Source organism: Alphaproteobacteria bacterium (assembly GCA_033344895.1).
GTDB lineage: Bacteria > Pseudomonadota > Alphaproteobacteria > UBA8366 > Aestuariispiraceae > Pacificispira.
The window spans coordinates 2,801,082-2,825,378 of record JAWPMN010000001.1; the positions used below are offsets into that span (position 1 = coordinate 2,801,082).

Genomic DNA, 24,297 nt, shown 5'->3' on the forward strand with positions numbered 1-24,297 from the left:
CTTACCCCTTGCCGTCGATCATCCAGCCGGTCAGTCCGGACCTTTCGACTTCTGCTTTCCGCCCCTCGCGGTCCATCCGCAGGTAGAATTCGTCCAGTTGCGGCGGGTCGATTTCGGTCTGGGACAGCAAATCGTGCACCTGGCCGCGATGGTGGGTGCCATGGGCGAAGACATGCTGCAGCACCAGCCAGATGGGGTTCACCTCGCGGCCCCATTGCTCGGTCTCGTGCAACAGGACTTCCCGGTCCAGATCGGCTGGTGTCAGACCGGCGACGAAATCCTTTAGTCGCTGGTCAATTTGGACCCGTCCCGCCGCGAGAGAACCCCTCGTGGGAAACTCGGCGGGGTCGCCGTCTGACGGTGGGACCGGATTACCCTGCATCCGGTCCAGGTACCGACGGTCGATGACGACCAGGTGGTCCAGGGTGGCGTGAATGGAGCCGAAAAAGCATGGGCGCTTGGCCATGTAGTCGGCTTCGTCCAGTTGGTAGCAGGCCGCCATTAAGCGGGCGTTGGCAAGGATATGGTTGGCGCATTGGGCGCGCATCACGCCCATCGCATTAATGGTCATTGGTTACTAAACTCCAACTAACGGCTTGATTTCATTTTCCCGGCGGTCAAAGTACTATGACACACGAGGGATGTTGAGCGATGCATGAAAAAGACGATTGGACTGCTGCGAAGGACGAAATGTCCGGCCCGCCGCCCGGATCGGAAACCGACAGCGGCGATTCCGCCGACAAGGGGCTGGCGAAGTTCCAGATCGGTCAGTCCGTCCAGCATCGCAAGTTCGGCTTCCAGGGCGTCATCTTCGACGTCGATCCCGAATTCGCCAATACTGACGAATGGTATGAAGCCATTCCGGCCGATGTGCGGCCGCGCAAGGATCAGCCCTTCTATCATCTGTTCGCGGTGAACCCGGCCGATAACTCTCCTTATATCGCCTATGTCTCGGAACAGAACCTGGTGCCGATGCCGGAAGGTGAGGAAGTCGCCCATCCGCAGTTGGAAGAATACTTCGACGGCCGTCGCGACGGGCGCTGGGTCGTGCCGCGCGACCGCATCAACTGACCTGTTCGGGTAACCGCGCCATGCTGATTGCCGCCGACCGCTACGAAACCGTCGTGGACCGCTTCGCATGGCAGGTTCCGGCGCGATACAATATCGGCGTCGATGTAGCGGACCGGCAGAATCCGGACGACCCGGCCATCATCTATCGCGGCGCCGATGACAGTGTCCGGACCTACAGCTTCGGTGACCTGACCCGGCTCAGCAATCGCTTCGCCAATGTTCTGAACGCGCAGGGTATGGTGCGCGAAGACCGGATCGGTATCCTGCTGCCACAGGCGCCGGAGACGGCGGTGGCCCATGTCGCGGCCTACAAGTCAGGCATGATTGCGGTGCCGCTGTTCACCCTTTTTGGCGAGGATGCGCTGGAGTACCGGCTGTCCACCTGTGGGGCGCGGGCGCTGGTGACCGATGCGGCGAGTCTGCCGAAAATTGCCGCCATTCGGGACCGACTGCCGGATCTGCAGGTCGTGTTCTGTATCGACGGCCCCCATGACGGGGCGATGGATTTCCATGCGGCCCTGGCAAAGGCGTCGGACCGGTTCACAGCCGTCGATACCGCGGCGGACGACCCTGCCCTGATCATTTTCACCTCCGGCACGACGGGACAGCCGAAAGGGGCGCTGCATGCCCATCGTGTGCTGTTGGGCCATTTGCCGGGGGTCGAATTCCCGCATGATTTCTTCCCGCAGCCGGGCGACCTTTTTTGGACACCGGCGGACTGGGCGTGGATCGGCGGTCTGATCGATGTGCTTCTGCCCAGTCTTCATCACGGCAAGCCGGTTCTGGCCTATCGGGCGCGCAAATTTGATCCGGAGGAAGCCTTTCACCTGATGGGGCGCTTTCGGGTGCGCAACGCCTTCATGCCGCCGACAGCGCTGAAACTGATGCGGCAGGTCGAGAATCCAAGGGGGCGGTTCGACTACGCCATGCGGTCCATCGGCTCGGGCGGGGAGACGCTGGGCAAGGAACTGCTGGATTGGGGGCGCGAGACTTTCGGTCTGACCCTGAACGAGTTCTATGGCCAGACCGAATGCAATCTGGTCGTCGGCAATTGCAGCGCCTGCATGCCGGTGCGGCCCGGGCGGATGGGGCGCGCTGTGCCGGGCCATACCGTCGGGATCGTTGACGATGACGGCAATCCGCTGCCGGACGGAGAGGTCGGTCACATCGCCATCCGGCGCCCGGATCCGGTGATGTTCCTGAGATACTGGAACAACCCGAAGGCCACCGAAGAGAAATTCGCGGGCGACTGGCTGCTGACAGGCGATACCGGCCTGCGGGAAGAGGACGGCTATTTCCGTTATGTCGGGCGCAGTGACGATGTCATCACCACGGCCGGCTACCGGGTCGGGCCCGGTGAGATCGAGGATTGTCTGATGAAGCATCCGGCGGTAGCGCTGGCGGCGGTGATCGGCGTGCCTGACCCGCTGCGCACCGAGGCGGTGAAGGCCTTCGTCGTTGTCCGCGACGGCGTCGATGCGAACGAGGCGCTGGTCGCCGACATTCAGAGCTTCGTCAAGACGCGCCTGGCGGCCCATGAATATCCGCGTCAGGTCGAATTCGTCGACAGTCTGCCGATGACCGCGACCGGCAAAATCATGCGTCGGGAACTGCGCAATCGCTGACAACCCGCAATGCGATCTTTGCGCGAGAGGTATCGACGCGTCCGGGGAATCCGCCTAAGTTCCATTACCATGAGATGGGGTTTTTGGGGGATAGCCGTTCGCATGTCGACGGCCAGCGGTTGGCATATGGGACGGCTTCTTGCCGGGGCGGCTTTCGTCGCCCTGATGCTGGGGTCGACTGATACCACTTTGGCGCAGCAGGCGTCGACGGATACACTGCAGGTCGCCCCGGACTTCATCGTCGATCGATACAGGGCCAAGGCGGAAAGCGGAGATGTCCAGGCCCAGTTTCGCTTGGGCTATCTGCATGAGAACGGGCTGATATCCGGGTCACCGGACCTCACCGCCGCTGCGAACTGGTATGAACGTGCGGCCGAGGGCGGTCATGCCGCGGCCCAGTTCAAGCGGGCGCGCATGTATGCGGATGGTGTTGCCGGGCCACGCGACTATGCAAAGGCTGCGGCGTTGTATGAGGCTGCGGCGAAACAGGGCGTGGCAGAGGCGCAGTACAATCTGGCAATTCTGATGCAGGACGGGATCGGCGTCGAAAAGAAAATCGATTCCGCGATCCGCTGGTACGAGCAGGCGGCCTTTCGCGGGGTGGTGCCGGCCATGCGGGCGCTGGGGCTGCTCTATCTTTCCGGCGTCGGCAATTCGCCTCAGGACGATATCGAAGCCTGGGCCTGGTTGACGCTCGCCGTCGAGAACGGTGATACCGGCCTGTCCGCGCGGCTGGAATCGGTGTCAACGGCGCTGTCGGACGAAGCGACGGCAGAGGCGCAGCGCCTTGCCGAAGCATACCGCCAGCTACGTATCATTCCGTGATTCATGGTATCATCGGATGTATGGTCGGGCCGTGTCGCACGGGAACTCATTTCATTGTCGTGCTATGGACAAATCTTGTCGCGCGGATGCGAGCCTGAAAACCGCCTGGAATTAGCGTATCCGGCACGTTAAAGAACCATGGGGCGGGGAGGAAATCCGCCCCATTGCCGTAGAGGGATAGAACGGATATGGCCGACGAAGAGGATCTTGACCTCCGCTCACTGGACGACCAGGAACTGGTCGAGCAGATGTGGGACGACCTGTATGACGGTCTCGCTGACGAGATCGTTGAAGGGACGAATATTCTGCTGGAGCGCGGCTGGGCGCCCTACAAGGTGCTGACCGAAGCGCTCGTTGAAGGCATGCGGATCGTCGGGATCGACTTCCGCGACGGCATCCTCTTCGTGCCGGAAGTGCTGATGGCGGCCAATTCCATGAAGGCCGGGATGAATATCCTGCGTCCGCTGCTGGCCGAAACCGGGGCACCGCCTCAGGGCAAGATGGTCATCGGCACGGTCAAGGGCGACATCCATGATATCGGCAAGAATCTCGTGTCGATGATGATGGAAGGCGCTGGATTCGAGGTCATCGATCTGGGCATCAACAACCCGGTCGAGAAGTATCTGGAGGCGCTGGAGGAGCACAAGCCGGATATCCTCGGCATGTCCGCGCTTCTGACCACGACCATGCCCTACATGAAGGTCGTGATCGACACCATGAAGGAGCAGGGCATCCGCGACGATTTCACGGTTCTGGTCGGCGGGGCGCCGCTGAATGAGGAATTCGCCCGTGAGATCGGTGCCGACGCCTATTGCCGCGATGCCGCCGTCGCGGTGGAAACGGCCAAGGAAGTGATGGCCCGCAAGAACAACCAGTAACCTTGCCGGCCCCGGCCGGTGAAGCGAGGGCGTGCCGATGACGGACACTTGCCTCGACGAAGATCCGGCGCCCGACGAGGCGCCGGAATTCGTTTCGGACCAGGCCACCGTGCTGGTGATCGCCTGCGGGGCGCTGGCGCGCGAAATCGTCGACCTGATCCGGATCAACAAGTGGCAGCACATGGCCGTCACCTGCCTGCCGGCCAAGCTGCATAACGAGCCACAGAAGATTCCGGACCGTCTGCGCGAGAAGATTCGGGCCAACAAGGACCGGTATGAGCGGATATTCGTGGCCTACGCTGATTGCGGCACGGGCGGTCTGCTGGATCGCGTCGTGGATGGCGAGGGCGCTGTGCGGATCGGCGGGCCGCATTGCTATTCCTTCTTTGCCGGCAGCGATGCTTTCGATGCGATGGCGGAAGAGGAACTCGGCACCTTCTATCTGACGGACTATCTCGCCCGTCATTTCGAGACACTGATCCTGGACGGCATGGGCTTGCGAAAATACCCGCAGATGCGCGACATGCTGTTCGGCAACTACACGCGGCTGATGTATCTGGCGCAGACGGACGATCCGGCGCTTGACCGAAAGGCGCGGGCCGCGGCCGAGTCACTGGGCCTGCGTTTCGAAAAACGGCAAACCGGTTATGGCGAACTGGCCGCGTTCATGGCCGACGCCGCCAATTGAACAACGGACTTTAAAGGGGACGTTTTGGAATGGCACAGCTTACCGTCGTATACTGGCGCGACATCCCGGCCCAGGTCATCGCGAAGAAGGGGCGCCGGGAGCAGGTGAAGATCGTTCTGGACGAGCGATTCGAGAAGGCGATCGATCGTGCCGCCATGCGCGGCGGGGCCCGTTCTACCGATGACTACCTGGCGGAATGGCGCAAGGGCGATCCGGTCGAGGTGTCTGACGATCTGGAGGCCGAGGCCCGAACGGCGGCCGACAGGCTGGAGGCCGAGTTCGACGAGGCGCGCCTGAAGGCGCTGGTCGAGAATGGCGGCGTGGCTGCGTGACACCGGCTGACAGGGCGCGGGCAAGGCGTATACTGCGGCGGTCCAGTCCTGTCAGACATCCGGTCGGTTCATGAATCCCAGACTCAATCGAAAGTACCCCTCCACCTACGACATGGAGCGCGCGGCCCTGCGCCGCATGCCGCGATTCATGGCCGATTACGTGTCCGGGGGCATGGGGCTGGGGCTTGGCCTGAAGCGCAATCGGGACACCCTGGACGCGGTACGCCTGATGCCCCGCTATCTGGTGGACGGCGGTGAGATCGATCTGACCACGACACTGTTCGGGCAGAGCTTCGGCGCGCCGTTCGGCATCGCCCCGGTCGGCAATGGCGGATCGGTCTGGCCGGGCTCCGCCGAGGCGCTGGCGGGCGAGGCGCGGCGCCGAAACCAGCCCTTTGGAGTTTCCACCGTCGCCGTTTCCAGTCTGGAGAAGCTCAAGGCCGCCGCCGGCACCATGGGGTGGTTCCAGCTCTATCGACCCAATGTCCCGGAAATCGAGACGGATGTACTGCGCCGGGCGAAGGAGGCGGGGTACAAGGTCCTGATGGTGACCGTCGATGTGCCGGACTTTCTGCGCCGGGACCATGACATCCGGAACAATTTCGGCAGTGAGTTCTCTCTCTCGGACCCGGCGACATTCTGGCAGCTTCTGACGCATCCAGCCTGGACCTATGCAAGTTGGCGGCATGGCATGCCGAAACTGGAGACCCTTCTGCATTATGCGCCGGCGGGTGCCAGTGCGAAGGAACGCGATCGTTTCGTATTCAGCCTGCTGCCGGGGCATGTCTCCCCTGCCGATCTGGAGCGTATCCGGGCGAACTGGGACGGCATTCTGCTGGCCAAGGGGATCCTCGATCCGGTGGAGGCCGTGTTGTGCCGGGATATCGGTCTGGATGGCGTCGTGGTGTCGAACCACGGCGGTCGGCAACTGGAAGCGGCGCCGAGCGCAGTGGAGGTCCTGCCTGCCATTCGCCGGGCCGTAGGACCGGATTTTGCGCTGGTCGCGGATGGCGGAGTCCGCACCGGGCTGGATATCTGCCGGATGATGGCGCTCGGGGCGGATTTTGTGCTGATCGGCCGGGCCTTCTATTACGCCATGGGGGCGATGGGGCTGCCGGGCGCCGCGCATGTATTTGACGTGCTGACCGCGGAACTGCGCACGATGATGGGGCAGTTGGGTGTGACCCGCGTTCAGGATCTGCCGGACCGGTTGATCACTGCGCCCGAACTGCCGGGTGAGGGGCGCTCGTAAGTCGGCCGTACGGCCCGATTATCCGAATCGTGATCCTGTACAGATAGGACTATTCGGAAAGTATTTTTGGTAAATACTTTTAAAATCTGAATCGAATACGAGATAGACGCCAATATTCGTTTAGATCTGGTGAGGCGGGATTATCCAAGTACCGCAAGGCGTTAGCGCGCAGAAGCCACCCTTGAGGGCGAGGGGCACGCGTGTATATCCATCTGATTCTCTTGCGAAAATATGCGATTCAACCCAGATTCACGGAATGTACTCCTGTGTTCGGCATATGCGCGCCCTTGGGGCGTCTGTCCTCCTGACGGGCCTGATGCTTGTCGGGTCCCCTGCGCGGGCCGACACCGTGTTCGAGGCGCCGCTCGATCCGGCAACATGCGGCGATCGCCTGAACCGGCTATATGACGGGGACTTTGAACAGTTCTGGACCTTCGTATTTCGGCAGGGCTATTCCGGCGTTCCGGAATATGCATGGTCGACACCGGAGCGCGCGGGCGAGTCGCCTGAGGACTGGAAGCGCCGCGCGCGACAATGCCTGCTGGAAGTGGAACGGGCCAATCAGCGCGATGACCGTATCGAAATGCGCTATTCGGTCGGCTATTTCCTGTGGTTCGGTACGACGTCGATGGGATTCGACAAGGAACCCGACGGGTCGCCGGGCGTTCGCGAGCGCGGCTACCGCATGTTGCGTCAGGCCATGACCGATGGCAGCGATCAGGCGCTGGAAGCGATTATCCAGGTTCATCTGGAGATGGTTCAGTTGGGCGACCAGCGCATGGCGTTGGCCGGGAAGAAGGGCGTACAGGCGCGTCTGCCCGAATGGTGGCCCGAACGGGATCGCCTCCTGGTGTCGCTCGACAGGCTTGCAAAGTCCGGACATCCTTCCGCCTATCTCGCGATATCGGCGATCTATTCTGAGCGTGCGCTGCTGGCCAGTGCCACCGGTCACGATCATAACGGCCGCCCCGTATCCGGTCCGGATCCTCGTCTGATCGAGGCATCGAAGGCCTACCGCAAGGCATGGGAAGACCACAACGCGGCCAAGTCGCCGAATTCCTGAATAGGCCCCTCGACAGAATACGGTGCCTCCCTTACATCCTGTGACGGCAGTTTCGGATCTGAGGGGTGGGGACAATCATGCGGCGCGTGTCGGCACTGCTGATTTCGGCCATTTTTGTGATTTCAACGGCGGCACCTGCGTCCGCCCAGACCATGCTATTGCCAGTGCTGGATGTGGTCGGGTCCGATGGACCCGGCTCCGACGACAGCCGGATGCTGGTCGATGAGCTGTTGGTTTTGCTGCAATACGACCGCCTGACGGAACGGATTATTGACCGTACCGCGACCGAAATCGTTCGCAGTGTCCGGGTCGCCAACCCAAGCATGACCGACGCCGAGGCTCAGGCGGTCCGTCAATTGTTCGAAGATGCCGTACGGCGCAGCGCGCCCGACCTGACACAGATTTCCCGGGCCATGCTGTTGCGCCACTATTCCGAGGCGGAACTGCGCGATCTGGTTGCCTTCTACCGGACGCCGACAGGCCAGAAGTCGATCCGGCTGACCCCGGAACTGACCGGCGCGATCGCGTCGAGGGCGACGGATGCCGTCGGCCGCACCGTCCCGCCGATCGTCGATGCCCTGTCGGCGCGCCTGCGTGCCGCCGGCTACAAGAGCCCGGATTTCAAATCCATCCAATAGCGCGACGGAACGGAACGAATAGCGCTCCAGAGTTGAAACGAGTTCCGCATCGCGTCTACGATGGCGCCATACCAATCTGGGGAAGGGCTGATGGGAATTTTGCGAGTTTGTCTGATAGGAACCCTAGCGGTTCTGGCTGTTGTTCAGGTCCATGGAGCGACCGTTCGGGACGCTGCAGCGCAGACACACCCCGAACAGGTCGTTCTGGTCGACAAGCTGATGGCGATGATGTCTCTCGATCAGGTCATGGCGCAGGTCGCCGGCGCGACCACCGAGTCAATCGTAGCAGAGGTGCGACGCGTCAATCCGCGCATGACGGATGCCGATGCGAACACGGTTTATAAGCTGTTCTACGATGCGATGATGGGCATGTCGGAGGAATCCATCGCCCTGTCGCGAAAAATCTTCCTGCGGCACTACACCGCCGAGGATCTGAAGGTGATGATCGCCTTCTACGAGACTCCGACGGGACGCAAGTCGATCGAGCTGATGCCGCAGATCATTCAGGAAGTGACCGTCGCCACGCAGGACATGCTGGGCCGCCGTATTCCGCCAATTGTCGAGGCACTGAAGAAGCGGTTGGAGGCGGCCGGGTATCAAATTCCAGCCTGACCGGCGCCCGTTCGGGCGCTCACGCCGCTGCGGCGCGGGCCAGTTCGATATAGAGGCTGCGCAGCTTGGACGCGACCGGTCCGGGAACGCCGTTGCCCAGGATGCGGTCGTCGATCTTGACCACCGGCATGACAAAACTGGACGCGGAGGTGATGAAGGCCTCGGCGGCCTCATAGGCTTCTTCCGGCGTGAAGGCGCGCTCCTCGACCTTGAGGCCCTCGCGCTCGGCGATCGCCAGGACGGCGCGGCGTGTGATGCCGTGCAGGATCTCGTTGCCTAGGCTGCGGGTCACGATGGTGCCGTCCATCGTGACAATGAAGGCATTGTTGGAACTGCCTTCGGTGACGTATCCGTCCTCAATCAGCCAGGCGTCGTTCGCGCCGGCATCCAGGGCCGCCATCTTGGCGAGACTCGGCGCCAGCAGCTGCACCGTCTTGATGTCGCGTCGGCCCCAGCGAATATCCGGCACGGTTACGACGGCAATCCCCTTTTGCGCGGCCGGCACGTCGCAGACGGCTCGGGCCTGGGTGAACATCACAAGGCTCGGCTTGGCGTCCTTGGGGAAGGCGAAGTCGCGGTCGGCGGCGCCGCGCGTGATCTGCCAGTAGACAATGCCTTCGTCGAGGTCGTTCCGCGCGATGATTTCGTGCTGAATCGCCAAAAGTTCTTCGGGACTGCACGGCCACGCCATCTTTAGCTCTTTCAGGGAGCGTTCCAGCCGCGCGATGTGGGCAGCATTGTCGACCAGCTTGCCGCCGATCACGGACGACACCTCGTAGACCCCGTCCGCGAACAGGAAACCACGGTCGAAAACCGAGATCTTCGCATCTTCTTCAGGAAGATATTCGCCGTTAACGTAGACGATGCGCGACATGGACTTCTCCCTCAGGCTGGAAATGCCGAGTTCTTACACGAGAAGTCCATGGCGGGAAATACCGCGATACAATCCGTTGCGGATCAGCGCCTATTCCGTCGTCGCGGTCGCGGTGACCGATTTGGTATCGGCGTCGCCGGTGTCGGACATGCGCTCGGAATTCTCTTCCAGCGCTTCGCGGGTTCGGTCCTGAATGGCCTGTGTGGTGACCTGAGAAATCGCCGGGGTGACCGATTGCGTCACCAGGGCATTCTGGGCAATGGCCGGTGCGGCCAAGCTGCCCGATAGGGTCAGTGCTGTCGTAAGAAGTGCGAACCGTTTCATGTTCAACCTCCTTGGGTCGAGGGTTCAATCCTACTCCTACTCTAGCAAGTGGGGCGTACGCATGGGGATTCAATGGTGCCATCAGGCGCACGGGTATGCAGTCAGCGGGAACACCTGAACTATAGGTAGAGTAAAATGCATGGGCGTCAATCAATTAGAGAAAAGCATTTGAACTAAAGTTCTGCGTAATTTTTTATTAAGGAAGTTGCGGCATTTCTTCATCAGACGACCTCAATGGAGACCGCAAATATGGACGCAATGGCGCTCGATATCCGAACGATGGCTATCATGGCGGCGCTGACCAGCGTCCTGCAGGCAGCCGCCCTGGTGACACTATGGCGCGCGGCGCCCCATGCGAAGGGCCCCAGGGAATGGGCTTTGGGCGCCAGCATGCTGGCGGCAGGGATGCTTCTGATATCCTTCCGGCATCTGGTACCGGACTGGGTGTCGGTGATTCTTGCGAATGCCTTGATCGTTGCGGCCCACGGCGCCTATCTGGCGGGAATCAACCGCTATCAGGAGCAGAAGCTGGACACCCTGCTGATTGGCAGCGGCCTCGTCGTGACAATCGCGACATTCTGTTTCTTCACCTATGTCGACAACAACGTTTCCGCGCGGATCGTTGTCATCTCGATTGTCATCGCATTGCTATCCGCTGTCGCCGCGGTTCGGTTGGTTCGCGGGACCGTCGCACAGATGTCCTCCGCCGAATGGCTGGTTCTGTTCATGCTGGTCGCCCATGTCCTGTTTCACAGTGCGCGGGGGGCCTATACGTACTTTCAGGACCAGGGCATCGCGGACTTCATGCAGGCGTCGATCGTACACGGCGCCGCTTTCGCCGATATTGTGATCTTCAGCTTCGTCGCCGGACTGGGATTTTCGATCATGACCGTCGTCCGCATCAACCGTCGACTGGAGGAGGAATTGGACTCCCGGACGACCCTTCTGTCTGTGATCGCCCATGACGTCCGAAGCCCGTTCACGGCCCTGGTAGGTTTGACGAACATGGTTTCCCGCAGTCTGGAGAGTGGAGATACGAACGAGGCGCGGATCCTGACCGGCAAGGTTTCCCGGGCAGCCTCCGACACGCTGACCCTGATCGAGGACCTGCTGGTGTGGAGCAAGGAGGAGTTCAACGCCTCCAGCCGGGTCGCGTCCCGGATCGATCTGCACGATCTCATGGAGCGGACGGTTCGCCTGTTTGACGACCCCGTGATCGAGAAACGCCTGGATATCAGGCTCAATTCGGAGCAGTCGGTCCTGTATCAGTATGCCGATGAGGTTGAAATGGTGGTCCGCAACCTGATGTCGAACGCCATTCGGTACAGTCCGCAGGATGGAACGATATCCATCGAGTCGTCGCAGGCACGGGACGGCACGGAGATACTGATATCGAATAGCCTGGATTCGCCGGACGACGGCGGCCCGGAGGCAGGTGATACCAGCCTTGCATCGGCGCGCAGGAAAGGCGGCGCGGGGATCGGTCTGCAATTGTGCCGGAAGCTTTGTGCGAAAGCCGGCCACAGTCTGCACCTGGAAAGAACGCCTCAAGGCGCCTTCGCCGCACGGTTCCTGGTACGGGAACTTCCCGCTTAGGGGAGGGCGGCTGAGCCAACGGGTGCAGTGGACCGTTCAGGTCTCTTCTGGCGGGATACGGCGCTCCAGCATGATCTCGACAGGGCGAAAGTCGCGCTTCCGATAGGCTGCCGCAGCCCGGTCGTTGCCCGCCAGATGGTTGATCATCATCAGGGTTATTCCGATGGACCGGAAATGGGCTTCCGCATGGTCCAGCAGCTTGTCCAGCAATGCCGACCCGCGATGCGCGGGTTCAATCCAGAGGTCATAGACATATCCAACGACCCGGTTTTCCGGATAGAGATAATGCCCGCCGAGGTCTTCGACGGCGCAGATCATCATGCCGGCCGCGCTTCCGGGCGCCGTTTCCGCCAGAATGATCAGGCCGTTGTTCTCCGCGACTTCCCTGGCGAGATAGAGCAGATGGGCTTCCGCACCGTCTGCCCCGGACTGTCGGCCCGGATGCAGGGCGTGCTCCAAATCGCACAGCCCTGCCATGAACCGGGTCAGGACCGCCTGGTCCTGAGGCATTACCGCTTCGCGAAGGGTGAAGGTCACTCCGCCGCTTCCGTCGCCGGGGCCGGCGAGGTTGACGGATTCCGGAAACGGGTCAGCAACTCGCCTTCCTGCTTCTTCGCCAGGGCGATATGCCGCTCCTTGACGTGGCCGTAGCCTCGGATCCGCTCCGGCACAGAGGCCAGTTCGATCGCGGTTTCGTAGTTCTTCGGCGACAGCTTGTCGAAGATCTCCGCCATCAACGTCTCGTAGTCGGCGATCAGGGCGCGTTCCGCCTTGCGTTCCTCCGAATATCCGAAGATGTCGAACGGCGTATTGCGCAGGCCCTTCAACTTGGCCAGCACCCCGAAGGCTTTCATCATCCAGGGCCCGTATTCTTTCTTCTTCAACTCGCCGGTATCCTGGTCGCGTTCCGCCAGGAGCGGCGGGGCCAGATGGAAGCGCAGCTTGAAGTCGCCTTCGAAGCGTTCCTTGACCGACCGCATGAAGTCGCCAGACGTATAGAGGCGCGCGACCTCGTATTCGTCCTTGATCGCCAGTAGCTTGAAGTAGTACCGCGCGACCGCCCTCGCGAGGCGTCCATCGGACTGGTTGAGGCGCCCTTCCGCCGTTACGGCCTGATCCACCAGATCCTTGTAGCGACGGGCATAGGCCTCGTTCTGGTAATCCTTCAGGAAGGCGATCCGCTTGGCGACGATGTCTTCCAGCGTCGTGGCGAGTTCCGGAGTGTCGGCTGCCTTCGCCTTTTCCTCCGCCTTGCCGACAAGATTCAGGACGGCCTTCGGGTCATGCGCCATGCGACGACCCCAAAGGAAGGCCCGCTTGTTTGCCTCCACGGCGACGCCGTTCAGTTCGATGGCCTTTTCCAGAGCCTCACGGCTGATCGGTACAAGGCCCATCTGGAAGGCGACACCCAGCATGAACGGATTGGTCGCGATACTGTCTCCCATCAGGGCCTCCGCGACCTTGGTGCCCGGCAGGAAATGGGCCGCTTCCGGACCGACCTGGTCACGGATGATGCGTTCCATTTCTTCGGTCGGGAACTGCCAATCCGGGTTCTTGGTGAAAGCGCCGGTGATGGATTCCTGCGTGTTGACGACGGCAACGGTCGATCCACGCTCCGCCTTCGCCATGGCGTCATGCCCGGATGCGACCACCATGTCGCAGCCCAGGATCACATCGGCCCCGCCGGCGGCGATCCGGACGGCCTTGATATCCTCCGGCTTGGCGGCGATGCGGATATGACTGGTCACCGGACCGCCCTTCTGCGCCAGGCCGGCCATATCCAGGACCGAACAGCCCTTGCCTTCCAGATGCGCCGCCATGCCCAGCAGCGCGCCGATGGTCACGACGCCCGTACCGCCGACACCGGTCAGAAGGATGTCCCAGGGACGCTCTGACGTTGTCGGAATCTTCGGCTCCGGCAGTGCCTCGAACAGGTCGGAGACACCGGCGGATTTCGCGGCGCCCGCATCCGCGCCCTTGCCCTTGCGCAGCTTGCCGCCATGCACGGTGACAAAGGACGGGCAGAAGCCATCGACGCAGGAGAAGTCCTTGTTGCAACTCGACTGATCGATCGCGCGCTTGCGACCGAATTCGGTTTCCTTGGGCACGACCGACAGACAGTTCGACTTGACCGAACAGTCGCCGCAACCCTCACAGACCAGCTCGTTGATGAAAGCGCGTTTGGCCGGGTCCGGGTAGAGGCCACGCTTGCGGCGGCGTCTTTTCTCCGCGGCACAGGTCTGGTCGTAGATGATCGCGGTGCAGCCGGGGACCTCCCGCAACTCCTTCTGCAGCTTTGGCAGTTCGCTGCGGTGATGGACGGTGGTTCCGGCCGGGAAATAGCCGGCCGTCGACGGATATTTTTCCGGCTCGTCGGATACGACGATCAGGCGTTCGACATTCTCCGCCGCAACCTGCCGCGCCATGGTCGGCACGTCGATCGGCCCGTCATGCGGCTGACCGCCGGTCATGGCGACCGCATCGTTGAACAGAATCTTGTAGGTGACGTTTACCTTCGCGGCCACAGCGGCGCGGATCGCGAGCAGGCCGGAATGGAAGTAGGTCCCGTCGCCCAGGTTGACGAAGACATGCTTTTCCGACGTGAACGGTGCCTGACCGACCCAGGTCAGGCCTTCGCCGCCCATCTGGGTGAAGCTCTGCGTGTTGCGGTCCATCCATAGTGCCATGTAGTGGCAGCCGATACCCGCCAGCGCGCGGCTGCCATCCGGCACCTTGGTCGACGTATTGTGCGGACAGCCGGAGCAGAAATAGGGCACACGCTTGGTACCGCCCTTGGCTTCGGACAGCGACTTTTCCTTGGATTCCAGGAATCCAAGGCGGTTTCTGAAATGCTCGTTCGAATCCACGGTTGCGCTGCCGCCGGGCAGTTTCTTCAGGCGATCGACCAGCACGCGGGCAATCCCCGCCGGCGTCAGTTCGCCATAGGACGGCAGTTGCAGTTCGCGATTGTCGTTGAACTTGCCGACAACGCGCGGGCGCACGTCTTCGCGCCAGTTGTAGAGCTGTTCCTTGAGCTGGTTTTCGATGACGGCGCGCTTTTCCTCAACGACCAGGATTTCCTCCAGGCCCTCGGCGAAATGGCGGATGCCTTCGCGTTCCAGCGGCCAGGGCATGCCGACCTTGTAGATCACGATGCCCAGCTTCTCGGCGAAGGCCTCGTCGATATGCAGATCTTCCAGCGCCTGCATGACGTCGAGATAGCTCTTGCCGGTGGTGACGATGCCCAGGCGGCGGTTCTTCCCGCCGATCACTTCGTAATTCAGGTTGTTGGCGCGGGCGTAGGCCAGGGCGGCATAGAGGCGATACTTGTGAAGGCGCTCTTCCTCTTCCAGCGGCTGGTGGATCGAGGCGCGGATATTCAGCCCGTCCGGCGGCATCTGGAAGTCTTCGGGCATCCTGCTGACGACCCGGTGCGGATCGACATAGACGGAGGCCGAGGTGTCGACCGTGTCCGCCAGGGTCTTGAAGGCAACCCAGACGCCGGCATACCGGGACATGGCCCAGCCGTGCAGGCCCATATCCAGGAATTCCTGAACATTCGCCGGGTGCAGGACCGGGATCATCGCATCCATGAACGCGTATTCGGTCTGGTGCGCCGTGGTGGAGGATTTGCAGGTATGGTCGTCACCGGCCAGGACCAGGACGCCGCCATTCTTCGAGGTGCCGGCCATGTTGGCATGGCGGAAAACATCGCCGGTCCGGTCGACGCCGGGGCCCTTTCCGTACCACATGGAGAAGACACCATCGACCTCGGCGCCCGGATAGAGGCCGACCTGCTGCGTTCCCCAGACCGCCGTCGCGGCCAGATCCTCGTTCACCCCGGGCTGGAAATGGATGTTGCTCTTTTCCAGGAATTTTCGCGCGCGCCAGAGCTGCTGGTCGAACCCGCCCAGAGGCGAACCGCGGTAGCCGGAAATGAAACAACCCGTGTTCAGCCCGGCGGCCTGGTCCCGTGCACGCTGCATCAGCGGCAGCCGCACCAATGCCTGCGTTCCCGTCAGGAAGACGCGGCCTTCTTCCAGGGTGTACTTGTCGTCCAGGGAAACTTCAGCCAGCTCGGCCATTGTGCTTCTCTCCCAATAGCATCCCGGCATGCTTGTTTGTTTTGTTGAGTATGGTGCCGGTCGCAAACACCCACAAGGGCGGTGCGTCATGTGTCAGGAAAATAGGTTAGCATTGCTGACCTATTTTTTCAACTGATATGCGATGCCGCTTGCTTTCCGTTGCCTTGCGGGCTCGAATCGCCGCGACATGCGCATAACGGTCTTGAGGGAGCGGTCATGAAACTGTCCGATCGCGATATTCTGAAACGAATCGAGGAACGGTCTATTGAGATCGATCCTGCGGAGAAGGTGCGTTTCGGGCCGGTCTCCATTGATCTGACGCTGGACAGCCGGTTTCTCTATTTCAAGCATGAGCAATTGTCGGTCATCGATGTCGACAAGGGGCTGGGCAATCAGGACCCGATGGCGCAGTACGACGTGCCGGAAAATGAGGCCTTTATCCTGCAGCCCAAGGCCTTTGCGCTGGGGGCGACGAAGGAACGGGTGAAGATCCCGGACGACCTTGTCGGCTGGCTGGACGGGCGATCGAGCCTGGCGCGGATCGGCCTGATGGTTCACGCGACGGCACATACGCTGGAACCGGGTTGGAACGGCGTGATCACGCTGGAGTTCTTCAATGCCGGCAACATCGCCCTGGCACTGCGACCCGGCATGAGGGTCTGTGCCGTCAGCTTCGAGCCGCTGACCTCTCCGGCGCTGAATCCCTATGACCGGAAGGAGGGTGCGAAATACGTCAATCAGTCCGGTCCCGTGGCGAGTCGTGTCGGCAGCGACAGCTAGTCTCGCGGGTTCGCGACTGCGACGAGATTAGAGAGTGCACAGCAGGTCTGGAAACGCTATATCAGCGCCCGAAACTGCCTCGAAACACCGTCGGAAATCCATCTACCCATGACCGTTCTCGTTACCGGTGCCGCTGGCTTTATCGGAAGGGCCGTGTCGCAAGTTCTGCTGGCACGTGGCGAAACCGTCCTCGGAATCGACAATCTGAACGACTATTACGACCCGGCGCTGAAGCATGCCCGTCTGGCAACGCTGAAAGGGCAGGCCGGCTTTTCCTTCCGCGAACTGGATATTGCGGAAACGGACGATGTACTGGCCCTTCGAACTGCTGGAATCAGGAAGATCGTTCATCTGGCCGCCCAGGCCGGTGTCCGCTATTCCCTGAAGAATCCTTACGCCTATGCCCGAACGAACCTGCTGGGCCATCTTAATATCATGGAACTGGCGCGCGGCACGGATGGGCTGGATCATATGGTCTATGCGTCCTCGTCCTCGGTGTATGGCGGCAATACCAAGGTGCCGTTTTCGGTGGATGACCGGACGGATACGCCAGTGTCGCTGTATGCCGCGACCAAGCGATCCGACGAGTTGATGAGCCATTCCTACAGCCATCTCTACCGGATCCCAATGACGGGGCTACGCTTCTTCACCGTCTACGGTCCCTGGGGCCGTCCCGATATGGCCGCATGGATCTTCACGGAAAAGATGCTGAAAGGTGAGGCGATCCCCGTCTTCAACAATGGCGAGATGAAGCGCGACTTCACCTATATCGACGACATCGTCGCGGGCGTCGTCGCCGTGCTCGACGGTCCGCCGACCGTTTCGGAAGACAAGGTGCCGCACCGCGTCTACAACATCGGCAATAACCGTTGCGAACCGTTGATGCGGTTGATCCAGATTCTGGAGGACGCGCTGGGCATGGAGGCAAAGAAGGACTTCCAACCGATGCAGCCGGGCGACGTTCAGGCGACCTATGCTGATATCGACGCCATCGCCGGGGATTTCGGCTATGCGCCGACCACGCCGATCGATGTTGGAATTCCGAAATTCGTCGACTGGTACCGCGGCTACAGGGGCGTCTGATTTTCGTTTAGCGTTCCGCGAGGGCCAGCCGTGCCGCAAAGCCGGCGAAGGCGGCCGCAAAACAGCGCTTCATCCATTTTGTCACGGTTTCCGACGCCAGGATGCGGTGTCGGACGGCATGCGCCAGCAGCCCATATCCCACAAAGACGGCAAAAGTAAGGGCCATGAATACGGCGGCCAGCGCCAGAATGTGCGGCAGGGAGCCGGGGGAGGCGGCCGGGACGAATTGCGGGATGAAGGCCAGGAAGAAGATCGACAGCTTCGGGTTCAGGATGTTGATCAGGCTGCCGCGCAAAGCAACGCCGCCGAGGTCACGCCAGACGCTGCCGCCCGACTTTCTTGCGGCATTGTCCAGTTCGATGCGTCCGCCGTCACGCAGCATGCCCCAGGCGAGATACAGCAAATAGAGAATGCCAAGGAGTTTCACGACCTGGAAGGCGACCGCGCTGGCGTGCAGAAGGGCCGCCAGGCCGAGCAGGCTGGCAGCGAGATGCGGTACGATCCCCATCGTGCATCCGAAAGCGGCGGCAATGCCGGGCAATCCACCACGAAACACCCCGATCGATACCGTGTAGATCACGCCCGTGCCGGGGGCCAGAACGACCAAAGTGGCGGTGATGAGGTATTCGATGGTGATGATGTCCAGGACCGGCATGTCGATCTCTCCCACTGGTAGAGGGCGTCATCCTATCGCCGTCTGGAAAGAATGCCAGCCGGAACGCAAAAGCGCCGGCAGGGTCACTGCCGACGCTTTCAGGGTGCTTCGTGCGCGAGAGACGGTCAGAGTCGAACGCCGGTCTTGCCCTCGAAATCGGCCGCGCTGTGGCGCTCGCGGATCTGTTCGCCTTCTTCGCCCCAGCCGCGATTGACGGACCGTCCGCGTATGACTGCGTCCCGCTCGCCGATCTCGCGGGTCCAGCGCTGGACGTGCTCGTAGGATTTCACATCCAGGAAAGTGCCGGCGTCGCCGTACTGCTTGCCGAGCGCCAGCACGCCGTACCAGGGCCAGGTCGCGATGTCGGCAATCGTGTATTCGTCACCGGCAAGGTATCGGCTGTTAGCCAGATGCCGGTCCAGCACATCCAACTGACGCTTCACTTCCATGGCAAAGCGGTTGATCGGATATTCCCACTGCTCGGGTGCATAATAGTAGAAGTGCCCGAACCCGCCGCCGAGATAGGGTGCGCTGCCCATCTGCCAGAAAAGCCAGTTCATCGTCTCCACGCGCGCCTTGCCGTCGCTTGGCAGGAAGGCGCCGAATTTCTCCGCCAGATAGAAAAGGATGGAACCGGATTCAAAAACCCGCGTCGCCGGATCCGTGCTTCGGTCCAGCAGGGCCGGGATTTTGGAGTTCGGGTTGATGTCGACGAAACCGCTGCCGAACTGATCGCCCTCGCCGATATCGATGTACCAGGCGTCGTATTCCGCGTCCTTGTGGCCGGCTGCCAGCAATTCCTCCAGCATGACAGTGACCTTCACACCGTTCGGCGTGGCCAGGGAGTAGAGCTGCAGCGGGTTTTCTCCGACCGGCAGTTCCTTGTCGTGGGTCGGCCCGGCGATCGGGCGATTGGTGCTGGCGAACTTGCCGCCGCTGGCTTTGTCCCAGGTCCAGACCTTGGGCGGTGTGTAGGTTGCGGAATCGCTCATCAATTTCCCCTGACTCTGAATGATTCGGCGCTCGCCGAAGAGATCCGGGCGCCTTGCCCCGCACAAGGTTGGGGTTGTCGGGCGATCTGACAAGGTTTTGGAACAATTATTCTAGTATCAGGACCTGTGACCGGGTTGTGTTCATTCCCGCGCATCGGTCATAACGTAGCGTGGCTGATTGGAGGGCGAGCATGAGGGTCCTGAAACGAGAAACCTATCGCCGTGTGCCCTGGCGCAACGGTCTTGGTGAGACCGAGGAAATTGCCGTGCAGACCTCTGCCGTTCCTGGCTGTGCGTTCGACTGGCGTATATCGATGGCGCCTGTCGTAGCGCCTGGCGCCTTTTCCGTGTTTCCGGACGTTGACCGCATTCTGACCGTCATCGAAGGGGCCGGGCTGCGCCTGACATGGCCTGAGGATGACGGGGAAGCCCTGCATTGTCTGCCGGGACAGCCGGCCGCCTTTGCGGGGGACCGTACCTGTCATGCCGCGCTTCTGAACGGGCCGATCGTCGACCTGAACGTCATGACACGGCGCGAAGGCTGGCAGGCGGAGGTCGAGGCACGCGACCGGGTCGCGCCGCGCCCCGGCACCGTCCATCATCTGATCTTTGCGATGGACGGACCGGTTGAAGGCGCTGTGGGCGGCGTCCCAGTCCTGCTGGATTCCCGCGACACGCTATGGCTGGCCGGATCGGAAGTCGAAGCGGCGGAAATCACGGGGCGCTGGCTGGATATACAGCTGCGCCCCGCTGAATTACCGGGGATCTAGCCGCCGACGCGAACGCTACTCCTGGGCGGTCATGCCACGGGCAATACCCAGCAGCTTCTCGGCGAAGACGAAGTTCGCCTGGGTGCAAAGGTGATCCGCGATCTGGACCATGCTGGCGACTTCTTCTTTCACCTTGGCGGAGACGGCGGATTCCTCGTTGGAGGCCCGTGCATCGGCTACCGCCTGAAGGCAGGTTTTCTTGTCGGTCACCGTCTGCGCGGAGGCCGAGACAACCGGGGCGACCAGCAGCAGGGCCGCGAAGGGAAGAACAAAAGCTTTCATGTGACAACTCCACCCGGCGGATTGTTCGGGCGAAAACGGCGCGGGCCATCCAGCACCCACCCTACACGCATCGCCGCCGCGTGCGCTTGGCGGCATTACATATAAATCCGAGCGAATGTCTATCAGGATATCGACGGATTGCCCCGCTGGAGAAGCATGGCCCCCATGCAACCGTGTCCTATCGACATGATTCCCACCTGCGGCACAGCAGCAACGGTGCGGAAAAGCAAAGGGCCGCCGGTTGGGCGGCCCATGCCAAATACGGGTTTCCGCGGCGCCTTCGGGCCGGGGGCGGAGATCACTCGACAGCGTAATCCGTCTTGAAGCCGCCTTTCTTGTTCAGCTCGAACTTGCCGTCCTGTACGGCATAGAGCCACGCTGCGGACTTCTTCAGGCCGCCCAGCGGATAGAGGTGGCTCTGAACGATGCCGCAGGTCGGGTCGGTCGCCTTGTATACGGCCAGGTCGCGGACCAGCTTGTCCGGCTCACTGACGGTCATCAGCTTGGCCACGTTGCGGGCCTGCTTGGCGATGAAGCGCATGGAATTGCCGATGCCGCAGGCCTGGGCATGCTTCATCAGCGTCTTGATCGTGGCCAGACCAGGAATGCCGATATGGATCGGCAACTCGTTGCCCTCGGACCGGATCTTGCGGTCCCAGGCGATCAGCGGCTCGGCCTCGAAGCAGAACTGCGTCGCGATGTAGAGATGCATCGGGCTCTGCCGGGCGTATTCGTTCTTGTCCAGCATGGCGCGGACGACTTCGGCCGCAGGAATGTCAGGGCTGCCTTCCGGGTGGCCGGCGACACCCAGGCTCTTGATGCCGTATTTCTCGAAGAGACCGAGGCGCAGGATCTGCATCGACTCGGTGAATTCGCCGACCGGATTGTCGACACCGCCGCCGATCAGCAGGGCCTCTTCGACCCCGGTCTCGGCGGTCAGCATCTTCAGGTTCTCTTCGAAGAACGCCTTGGTCGGGATGGACCGCGCCGCGAAATGCGGTACCGGACGCATGCCCTGATCCTTCAGCTTCTTGACCGTCGTGACGGTGTCACGAAAGTCGGAGCCGGGCAGGAAGGTGACATAGACAATCTGGTTCGGTCGCAGAACCTCCCGGAAGTCGTCGATCTTGGCGGCCCCGCCCGGCGTGACTTCCAGGGTGGTGGTGCTCATGAAATCGATGATCTGGTCGACTTCGGACATGGCCTTGGGTTCCGTCATTTGTGCGTCTCCGTGATTTTGACGGAGAGTGCCGCCAAACGCGACGGCGCACCTTGGCGGAAGCGACAAGTTTTCATTCCGCGACGACCATCGGCGTCAAGTTAATGAGGTTCCGGAAAGCCACGTTGCGACGGTAACGTCGCGGTTCTAAAATGCTGGCGCGGACCGTTTGCATCGTCGCTTGTATGTCTATTTTCCAAATTGGCTTTTCAGATTATTCATGACTTCCCAGAATAAATTGAAATCCGAACCTAAGCCGCTGGCACCGGAAATGAAGTACGCTGCGTCGCCGGATTTCGTGATCTTACACGAAACACTTACCGAAAAATCACCCTGATATTTAAGTTCGAAATGCTCCGGCGTGTCGGCGATTTTCATAAGAATTTTGAGAGATTGAAAAAGCACGTTCTGAGCTGTGCTTTTGCATTGCTCTAGAGTTTCAGTCTCGCCGGACCAGGATTCCATTATGACCGCGGCAGAGGCCGCGGGAGACATAATACAGATACCCAAAGCGAAAAGTATTGCCCGAATCATTTGCCCATCCCAATCATAGACCTGTCTGAAGACTGCCGCATTAGCCCCGGCGCCGCCGACGCCGGCCGCCGTCGCCTTCCGATCCGCCGCCGCCGGCCTTCTTTTCCGGTAGCGCCACGACGCTGGCGAGATTGGGGAAGGGGGCGGTCTTGTGCGGGAAGGCCATTGCCCCAACAAAATGCTCCTGGAAGCGCGGTTCGACCGCCGTTTCCACTTTCTCGATGGTCGCGACGAGGTCCTTGATCTCGTCGCGCGCCTTGCGGTTCAGCAGCGCAATACGCGCCCCGGTGCCGGCGGCGTTCCCGACCGAGGCGACCATGTCCAACGGACAATCCGGGATCAGGCCGAGGATCATCGCGTATTTCGCATCGATATGACTGCCGAAGGCACCGGCCAGCACGACCCGTTCCACTGGCTTGCCCAGTTTGTCGACCAGCAGCTGTGCCCCGGCATAGAGCGCGGCCTTGGCCAGCTGAATGGCGCGCACGTCCGCCTGGGTGACCCGGATTTCCGGCTCGCCGCGATGCAGGATGTAGGAGAAAGTGCGGCCCTCCGGCACGATCCGGTCCGATTTCGCCGCCATCGAACCGTCGATGATGCCGTCCTCGGTGATGATTCCGGCCAGGAACATCTCCGCCAGTACCTCGATGATCCCCGATCCGCAGATTCCGGATACGCCGATGCGTCTTGTGGAGTCGCTGAACCCTTCGTCGATCGACCAGAGATCGGAGCCGATGACCTTGAACCGCGGTTCCAGTGTTTCCGGGTCGATGCGCACGCGCTCGATGGCACCCGGCGCGGCGCGCTGGCCGGACGTGATCTGTGCGCCTTCCAGCGCCGGTCCCGTCGGGCTGGAACAGGCCAGCAGGCGTTCCTTGTTGCCCAGAACGATTTCCGCATTGGTGCCGACATCGACGACCAGCGTCACTTCCTCGCGGTGCTGCGGGCCCTCCGCCAGGACGACTGCGGCGCAGTCCGCGCCGACATGGCCGGCAACGCAGGGCAGGAAATAGGCACGGGCGCCCTGATTGACCTTGCCCTTCAGGTCCAGTTCGGTCGCGGAGACCCGCAGGGATTGATTGGTGGCAAGTGCGAAGGGCGCCCAGCCCAGCTCCGTCGGGTCGATCCCCAGGATCAGGTGGTGCATGATCGGGTTCCCGACCAGCACGAGTTCCAGGATGTCGTTCGGATCGACCATCGCCTCGGTCGCCGCCTGAACCAGCAGATAGCCCAGGGTCTCGCGCACGGCGTTGGTCATTTCCGCATCGCCGCCGGGGTTCATCATCACATAGCTGACGCGGCTCATCAGATCTTCGCCGAAGCGGATCTGCGGGTTCATCGCCCCGACCGAGTTGATCACCTCGCCGGTCTGCAGGTCGGTCAGGTGCACCGACATGGTGGTCGATCCGACATCGACCGCGCAACCGAAGGCGGTTTCATGGAAGCCGGGCCAGACATGCACCAGCTTGTGTTCGTTGCGGACCGCGGCCGTAACCTTCCATTCCCCTTTGCGCAGGGCTTTCTGAAGGACCTGCAGGACCGGCAAATCCGCCCGGTCGACGGTCAGGCCCCATTGATCCTGAAGCGCCTTTTCCAGTCGCTCCAGGTCGCCGGAGGGGTTGTGCATGTCGGGTTCTTCGACCTCGACATAATGAAGGCGCACGATCGGGTCGATTTCGATATTGCGCACTTCCGCGCGTTTCCGGACGACCTGTTTGTGAACCTGGCTGTCGGCCGGAATGTCGATGACGAGGTCGCCCTGGATGAAACTGGAGCAGCCGAGCCGCCGATCATCCTTCATCCCGCGCTTCTGCTTGTAGCGTTCTTCGACCTTGCCGAAATCGGAGACATTCTCCGGACGGCTCTTCACCTTGAACTTGGAGAAGTCGCCTTTCCCCGGAACGACCTGACAGCGCCCACAGATGCCGCGGCCGCCACAGACGGAATCGAGGTCGACCCCCAGGTGACGGGCCGCCTGGAGGATCGGGGTCCCGACCGGGAAATCCCCGCGTTTTCCGGAAGGGGTGAAGACGACATGGGCCGTCTTCACGCTTTCCTGGGTGGATCCATCACTCGTCTTGTCCGTGTCGGCCGGGTCGATATCCGCCATTTCCGTTCG

Annotated in this window: 25 protein-coding genes; 14 read left to right on the plus strand and 11 right to left on the minus strand. The window is 61.6% G+C overall.

The features are described 5' to 3' along the window. Position 1: 1 nt before the first annotated feature. Entirely contained in the window at positions 2-571 is a 570-nt protein-coding gene (locus R8L07_13635) for a DinB family protein (protein ID MDW3206570.1), read from the minus strand. 119 nt (positions 572-690) lie between these two features. Between R8L07_13635 and hspQ the strand changes: the two genes are divergently transcribed. The 10 genes from hspQ (at position 691) to R8L07_13685 (ending at position 8,984) form a co-directional block, all read left to right on the plus strand. Next, positions 691-1,071 carry a heat shock protein HspQ gene (gene hspQ / locus R8L07_13640; protein ID MDW3206571.1) on the plus strand — a complete coding sequence of 127 codons (381 nt, stop codon included), beginning with the start codon at positions 691-693 and terminating at the stop codon, positions 1,069-1,071. 20 nt (positions 1,072-1,091) lie between these two features. Next, entirely contained in the window at positions 1,092-2,696 is a 1,605-nt protein-coding gene (locus R8L07_13645) for an acyl-CoA synthetase (GenBank protein MDW3206572.1), read from the plus strand. Between the two features lie 102 nt (positions 2,697-2,798). Continuing rightward, positions 2,799-3,521, plus strand: coding sequence for a tetratricopeptide repeat protein (locus R8L07_13650; protein MDW3206573.1), 723 nt, complete (start codon positions 2,799-2,801; stop codon positions 3,519-3,521). Between the two features lie 188 nt (positions 3,522-3,709). Continuing rightward, positions 3,710-4,399: a B12-binding domain-containing protein gene (locus R8L07_13655; protein MDW3206574.1), complete on the plus strand. Its 690-nt coding sequence runs from the start codon at positions 3,710-3,712 to the stop codon at positions 4,397-4,399. A gap of 37 nt (positions 4,400-4,436) precedes the next feature. Beyond that, complete coding sequence (locus R8L07_13660) at positions 4,437-5,087, plus strand: DUF1638 domain-containing protein (protein ID MDW3206575.1); 651 nt, start codon at positions 4,437-4,439, stop codon at positions 5,085-5,087. 29 nt (positions 5,088-5,116) lie between these two features. Beyond that, the gene (locus tag R8L07_13665) at positions 5,117-5,419 is read left to right on the plus strand and encodes a virulence factor (protein MDW3206576.1); all 303 of its coding nucleotides are present in this window, start codon (positions 5,117-5,119) and stop codon (positions 5,417-5,419) included. A 70-nt stretch (positions 5,420-5,489) separates the two neighbouring features. Beyond that, on the plus strand, positions 5,490-6,671 hold the full coding sequence (locus R8L07_13670; GenBank protein MDW3206577.1) for an alpha-hydroxy acid oxidase: 1,182 nt from the start codon (positions 5,490-5,492) through the stop codon (positions 6,669-6,671). A gap of 316 nt (positions 6,672-6,987) precedes the next feature. Further along, positions 6,988-7,734, plus strand: coding sequence for a hypothetical protein (locus R8L07_13675; protein ID MDW3206578.1), 747 nt, complete (start codon positions 6,988-6,990; stop codon positions 7,732-7,734). Between the two features lie 77 nt (positions 7,735-7,811). Continuing rightward, positions 7,812-8,372: a DUF2059 domain-containing protein gene (locus R8L07_13680; protein MDW3206579.1), complete on the plus strand. Its 561-nt coding sequence runs from the start codon at positions 7,812-7,814 to the stop codon at positions 8,370-8,372. A gap of 90 nt (positions 8,373-8,462) precedes the next feature. After that, positions 8,463-8,984 (plus strand): DUF2059 domain-containing protein, encoded by a 522-nt coding sequence (locus R8L07_13685; GenBank protein MDW3206580.1) that lies wholly within the window; start codon positions 8,463-8,465, stop codon positions 8,982-8,984. A gap of 19 nt (positions 8,985-9,003) precedes the next feature. Here the strand turns inward: R8L07_13685 and R8L07_13690 are convergent, their stop codons facing one another. Together R8L07_13690 and R8L07_13695 are read right to left on the minus strand one after the other, a co-directional pair. Next, positions 9,004-9,858, minus strand: coding sequence for a D-amino-acid transaminase (locus tag R8L07_13690; GenBank protein ID MDW3206581.1), 855 nt, complete (start codon positions 9,856-9,858; stop codon positions 9,004-9,006). Between the two features lie 90 nt (positions 9,859-9,948). Continuing rightward, positions 9,949-10,182 carry a hypothetical protein gene (locus R8L07_13695; protein ID MDW3206582.1) on the minus strand — a complete coding sequence of 78 codons (234 nt, stop codon included), beginning with the start codon at positions 10,180-10,182 and terminating at the stop codon, positions 9,949-9,951. Between the two features lie 249 nt (positions 10,183-10,431). On the opposite strand from R8L07_13695, the gene R8L07_13700 reads away from it, so the two are divergent. Then, positions 10,432-11,778 carry a HAMP domain-containing sensor histidine kinase gene (locus R8L07_13700; GenBank protein MDW3206583.1) on the plus strand — a complete coding sequence of 449 codons (1,347 nt, stop codon included), beginning with the start codon at positions 10,432-10,434 and terminating at the stop codon, positions 11,776-11,778. A 36-nt stretch (positions 11,779-11,814) separates the two neighbouring features. Here the strand turns inward: R8L07_13700 and R8L07_13705 are convergent, their stop codons facing one another. Together R8L07_13705 and R8L07_13710 are read right to left on the minus strand one after the other, a co-directional pair. Next, positions 11,815-12,315: a GNAT family N-acetyltransferase gene (locus R8L07_13705; protein ID MDW3206584.1), complete on the minus strand. Its 501-nt coding sequence runs from the start codon at positions 12,313-12,315 to the stop codon at positions 11,815-11,817. Next, positions 12,312-15,863, minus strand: coding sequence for an indolepyruvate ferredoxin oxidoreductase family protein (locus R8L07_13710; GenBank protein ID MDW3206585.1), 3,552 nt, complete (start codon positions 15,861-15,863; stop codon positions 12,312-12,314). Before R8L07_13710 ends, R8L07_13705 begins: the two co-directional genes overlap by 4 nt. A gap of 216 nt (positions 15,864-16,079) precedes the next feature. Between R8L07_13710 and dcd the strand changes: the two genes are divergently transcribed. Beyond that, positions 16,080-16,643: a dCTP deaminase gene (gene dcd / locus R8L07_13715; GenBank protein MDW3206586.1), complete on the plus strand. Its 564-nt coding sequence runs from the start codon at positions 16,080-16,082 to the stop codon at positions 16,641-16,643. 108 nt (positions 16,644-16,751) lie between these two features. After that, on the plus strand, positions 16,752-17,726 hold the full coding sequence (locus R8L07_13720) for an NAD-dependent epimerase/dehydratase family protein (GenBank protein ID MDW3206587.1): 975 nt from the start codon (positions 16,752-16,754) through the stop codon (positions 17,724-17,726). 7 nt (positions 17,727-17,733) lie between these two features. On the opposite strand, the gene R8L07_13725 is transcribed toward R8L07_13720, so the two are convergent. After that, complete coding sequence (locus R8L07_13725; protein ID MDW3206588.1) at positions 17,734-18,381, minus strand: LysE family translocator; 648 nt, start codon at positions 18,379-18,381, stop codon at positions 17,734-17,736. A 125-nt stretch (positions 18,382-18,506) separates the two neighbouring features. Next, complete coding sequence (gene yghU, locus R8L07_13730) at positions 18,507-19,373, minus strand: glutathione-dependent disulfide-bond oxidoreductase (GenBank protein ID MDW3206589.1); 867 nt, start codon at positions 19,371-19,373, stop codon at positions 18,507-18,509. A gap of 191 nt (positions 19,374-19,564) precedes the next feature. Here yghU and R8L07_13735 point away from each other — a divergent pair, with 191 nt between their 5' ends. Beyond that, positions 19,565-20,143 carry a HutD family protein gene (locus tag R8L07_13735; GenBank protein MDW3206590.1) on the plus strand — a complete coding sequence of 193 codons (579 nt, stop codon included), beginning with the start codon at positions 19,565-19,567 and terminating at the stop codon, positions 20,141-20,143. A 15-nt stretch (positions 20,144-20,158) separates the two neighbouring features. Here the strand turns inward: R8L07_13735 and R8L07_13740 are convergent, their stop codons facing one another. The 4 genes from R8L07_13740 to R8L07_13755 all read right to left on the minus strand — a co-directional run bounded on the left by R8L07_13740 (position 20,159) and on the right by R8L07_13755 (position 24,288). Further along, positions 20,159-20,425: a hypothetical protein gene (locus R8L07_13740; GenBank protein MDW3206591.1), complete on the minus strand. Its 267-nt coding sequence runs from the start codon at positions 20,423-20,425 to the stop codon at positions 20,159-20,161. A gap of 298 nt (positions 20,426-20,723) precedes the next feature. Continuing rightward, positions 20,724-21,644: a metFprotein gene (locus R8L07_13745; GenBank protein ID MDW3206592.1), complete on the minus strand. Its 921-nt coding sequence runs from the start codon at positions 21,642-21,644 to the stop codon at positions 20,724-20,726. Positions 21,645-21,833: 189 nt separating this feature from the next. After that, the gene (locus R8L07_13750; protein MDW3206593.1) at positions 21,834-22,178 is read right to left on the minus strand and encodes a hypothetical protein; all 345 of its coding nucleotides are present in this window, start codon (positions 22,176-22,178) and stop codon (positions 21,834-21,836) included. A gap of 40 nt (positions 22,179-22,218) precedes the next feature. Continuing rightward, on the minus strand, positions 22,219-24,288 hold the full coding sequence (locus R8L07_13755; GenBank protein ID MDW3206594.1) for an ASKHA domain-containing protein: 2,070 nt from the start codon (positions 24,286-24,288) through the stop codon (positions 22,219-22,221). Positions 24,289-24,297 lie beyond the last annotated feature (9 nt).

Bases quoted from the DNA above. Each gene is read 5' to 3' on its own strand.
- R8L07_13755 (MDW3206594.1), bottom strand. From the start codon at position 24,288: ATGGCGGATATCGACCCGGCCGACACGGACAAGACGAGTGATGGATCC.
- R8L07_13665 (MDW3206576.1), top strand. From the start codon at position 5,117: ATGGCACAGCTTACCGTCGTATACTGGCGCGACATCCCGGCCCAGGTC.
- R8L07_13680 (MDW3206579.1), top strand. From the start codon at position 7,812: ATGCGGCGCGTGTCGGCACTGCTGATTTCGGCCATTTTTGTGATTTCA.
- R8L07_13645 (MDW3206572.1), top strand. From the start codon at position 1,092: ATGCTGATTGCCGCCGACCGCTACGAAACCGTCGTGGACCGCTTCGCA.
- R8L07_13635 (MDW3206570.1), bottom strand. From the start codon at position 571: ATGACCATTAATGCGATGGGCGTGATGCGCGCCCAATGCGCCAACCAT.
- R8L07_13740 (MDW3206591.1), bottom strand. From the start codon at position 20,425: ATGAAAGCTTTTGTTCTTCCCTTCGCGGCCCTGCTGCTGGTCGCCCCG.
- R8L07_13735 (MDW3206590.1), top strand. From the start codon at position 19,565: ATGAGGGTCCTGAAACGAGAAACCTATCGCCGTGTGCCCTGGCGCAAC.
- R8L07_13720 (MDW3206587.1), top strand. From the start codon at position 16,752: ATGACCGTTCTCGTTACCGGTGCCGCTGGCTTTATCGGAAGGGCCGTG.
- R8L07_13670 (MDW3206577.1), top strand. From the start codon at position 5,490: ATGAATCCCAGACTCAATCGAAAGTACCCCTCCACCTACGACATGGAG.
- R8L07_13675 (MDW3206578.1), top strand. From the start codon at position 6,988: ATGCTTGTCGGGTCCCCTGCGCGGGCCGACACCGTGTTCGAGGCGCCG.
- R8L07_13710 (MDW3206585.1), bottom strand. From the start codon at position 15,863: ATGGCCGAGCTGGCTGAAGTTTCCCTGGACGACAAGTACACCCTGGAA.
- R8L07_13685 (MDW3206580.1), top strand. From the start codon at position 8,463: ATGGGAATTTTGCGAGTTTGTCTGATAGGAACCCTAGCGGTTCTGGCT.
- R8L07_13750 (MDW3206593.1), bottom strand. From the start codon at position 22,178: ATGATTCGGGCAATACTTTTCGCTTTGGGTATCTGTATTATGTCTCCC.
- yghU (MDW3206589.1), bottom strand. From the start codon at position 19,373: ATGAGCGATTCCGCAACCTACACACCGCCCAAGGTCTGGACCTGGGAC.
- R8L07_13690 (MDW3206581.1), bottom strand. From the start codon at position 9,858: ATGTCGCGCATCGTCTACGTTAACGGCGAATATCTTCCTGAAGAAGAT.
- R8L07_13695 (MDW3206582.1), bottom strand. From the start codon at position 10,182: ATGAAACGGTTCGCACTTCTTACGACAGCACTGACCCTATCGGGCAGC.
- R8L07_13745 (MDW3206592.1), bottom strand. From the start codon at position 21,644: ATGACGGAACCCAAGGCCATGTCCGAAGTCGACCAGATCATCGATTTC.
- R8L07_13700 (MDW3206583.1), top strand. From the start codon at position 10,432: ATGGACGCAATGGCGCTCGATATCCGAACGATGGCTATCATGGCGGCG.
- hspQ (MDW3206571.1), top strand. From the start codon at position 691: ATGTCCGGCCCGCCGCCCGGATCGGAAACCGACAGCGGCGATTCCGCC.
- R8L07_13660 (MDW3206575.1), top strand. From the start codon at position 4,437: ATGACGGACACTTGCCTCGACGAAGATCCGGCGCCCGACGAGGCGCCG.
- R8L07_13655 (MDW3206574.1), top strand. From the start codon at position 3,710: ATGGCCGACGAAGAGGATCTTGACCTCCGCTCACTGGACGACCAGGAA.
- R8L07_13650 (MDW3206573.1), top strand. From the start codon at position 2,799: ATGTCGACGGCCAGCGGTTGGCATATGGGACGGCTTCTTGCCGGGGCG.
- R8L07_13725 (MDW3206588.1), bottom strand. From the start codon at position 18,381: ATGCCGGTCCTGGACATCATCACCATCGAATACCTCATCACCGCCACT.
- dcd (MDW3206586.1), top strand. From the start codon at position 16,080: ATGAAACTGTCCGATCGCGATATTCTGAAACGAATCGAGGAACGGTCT.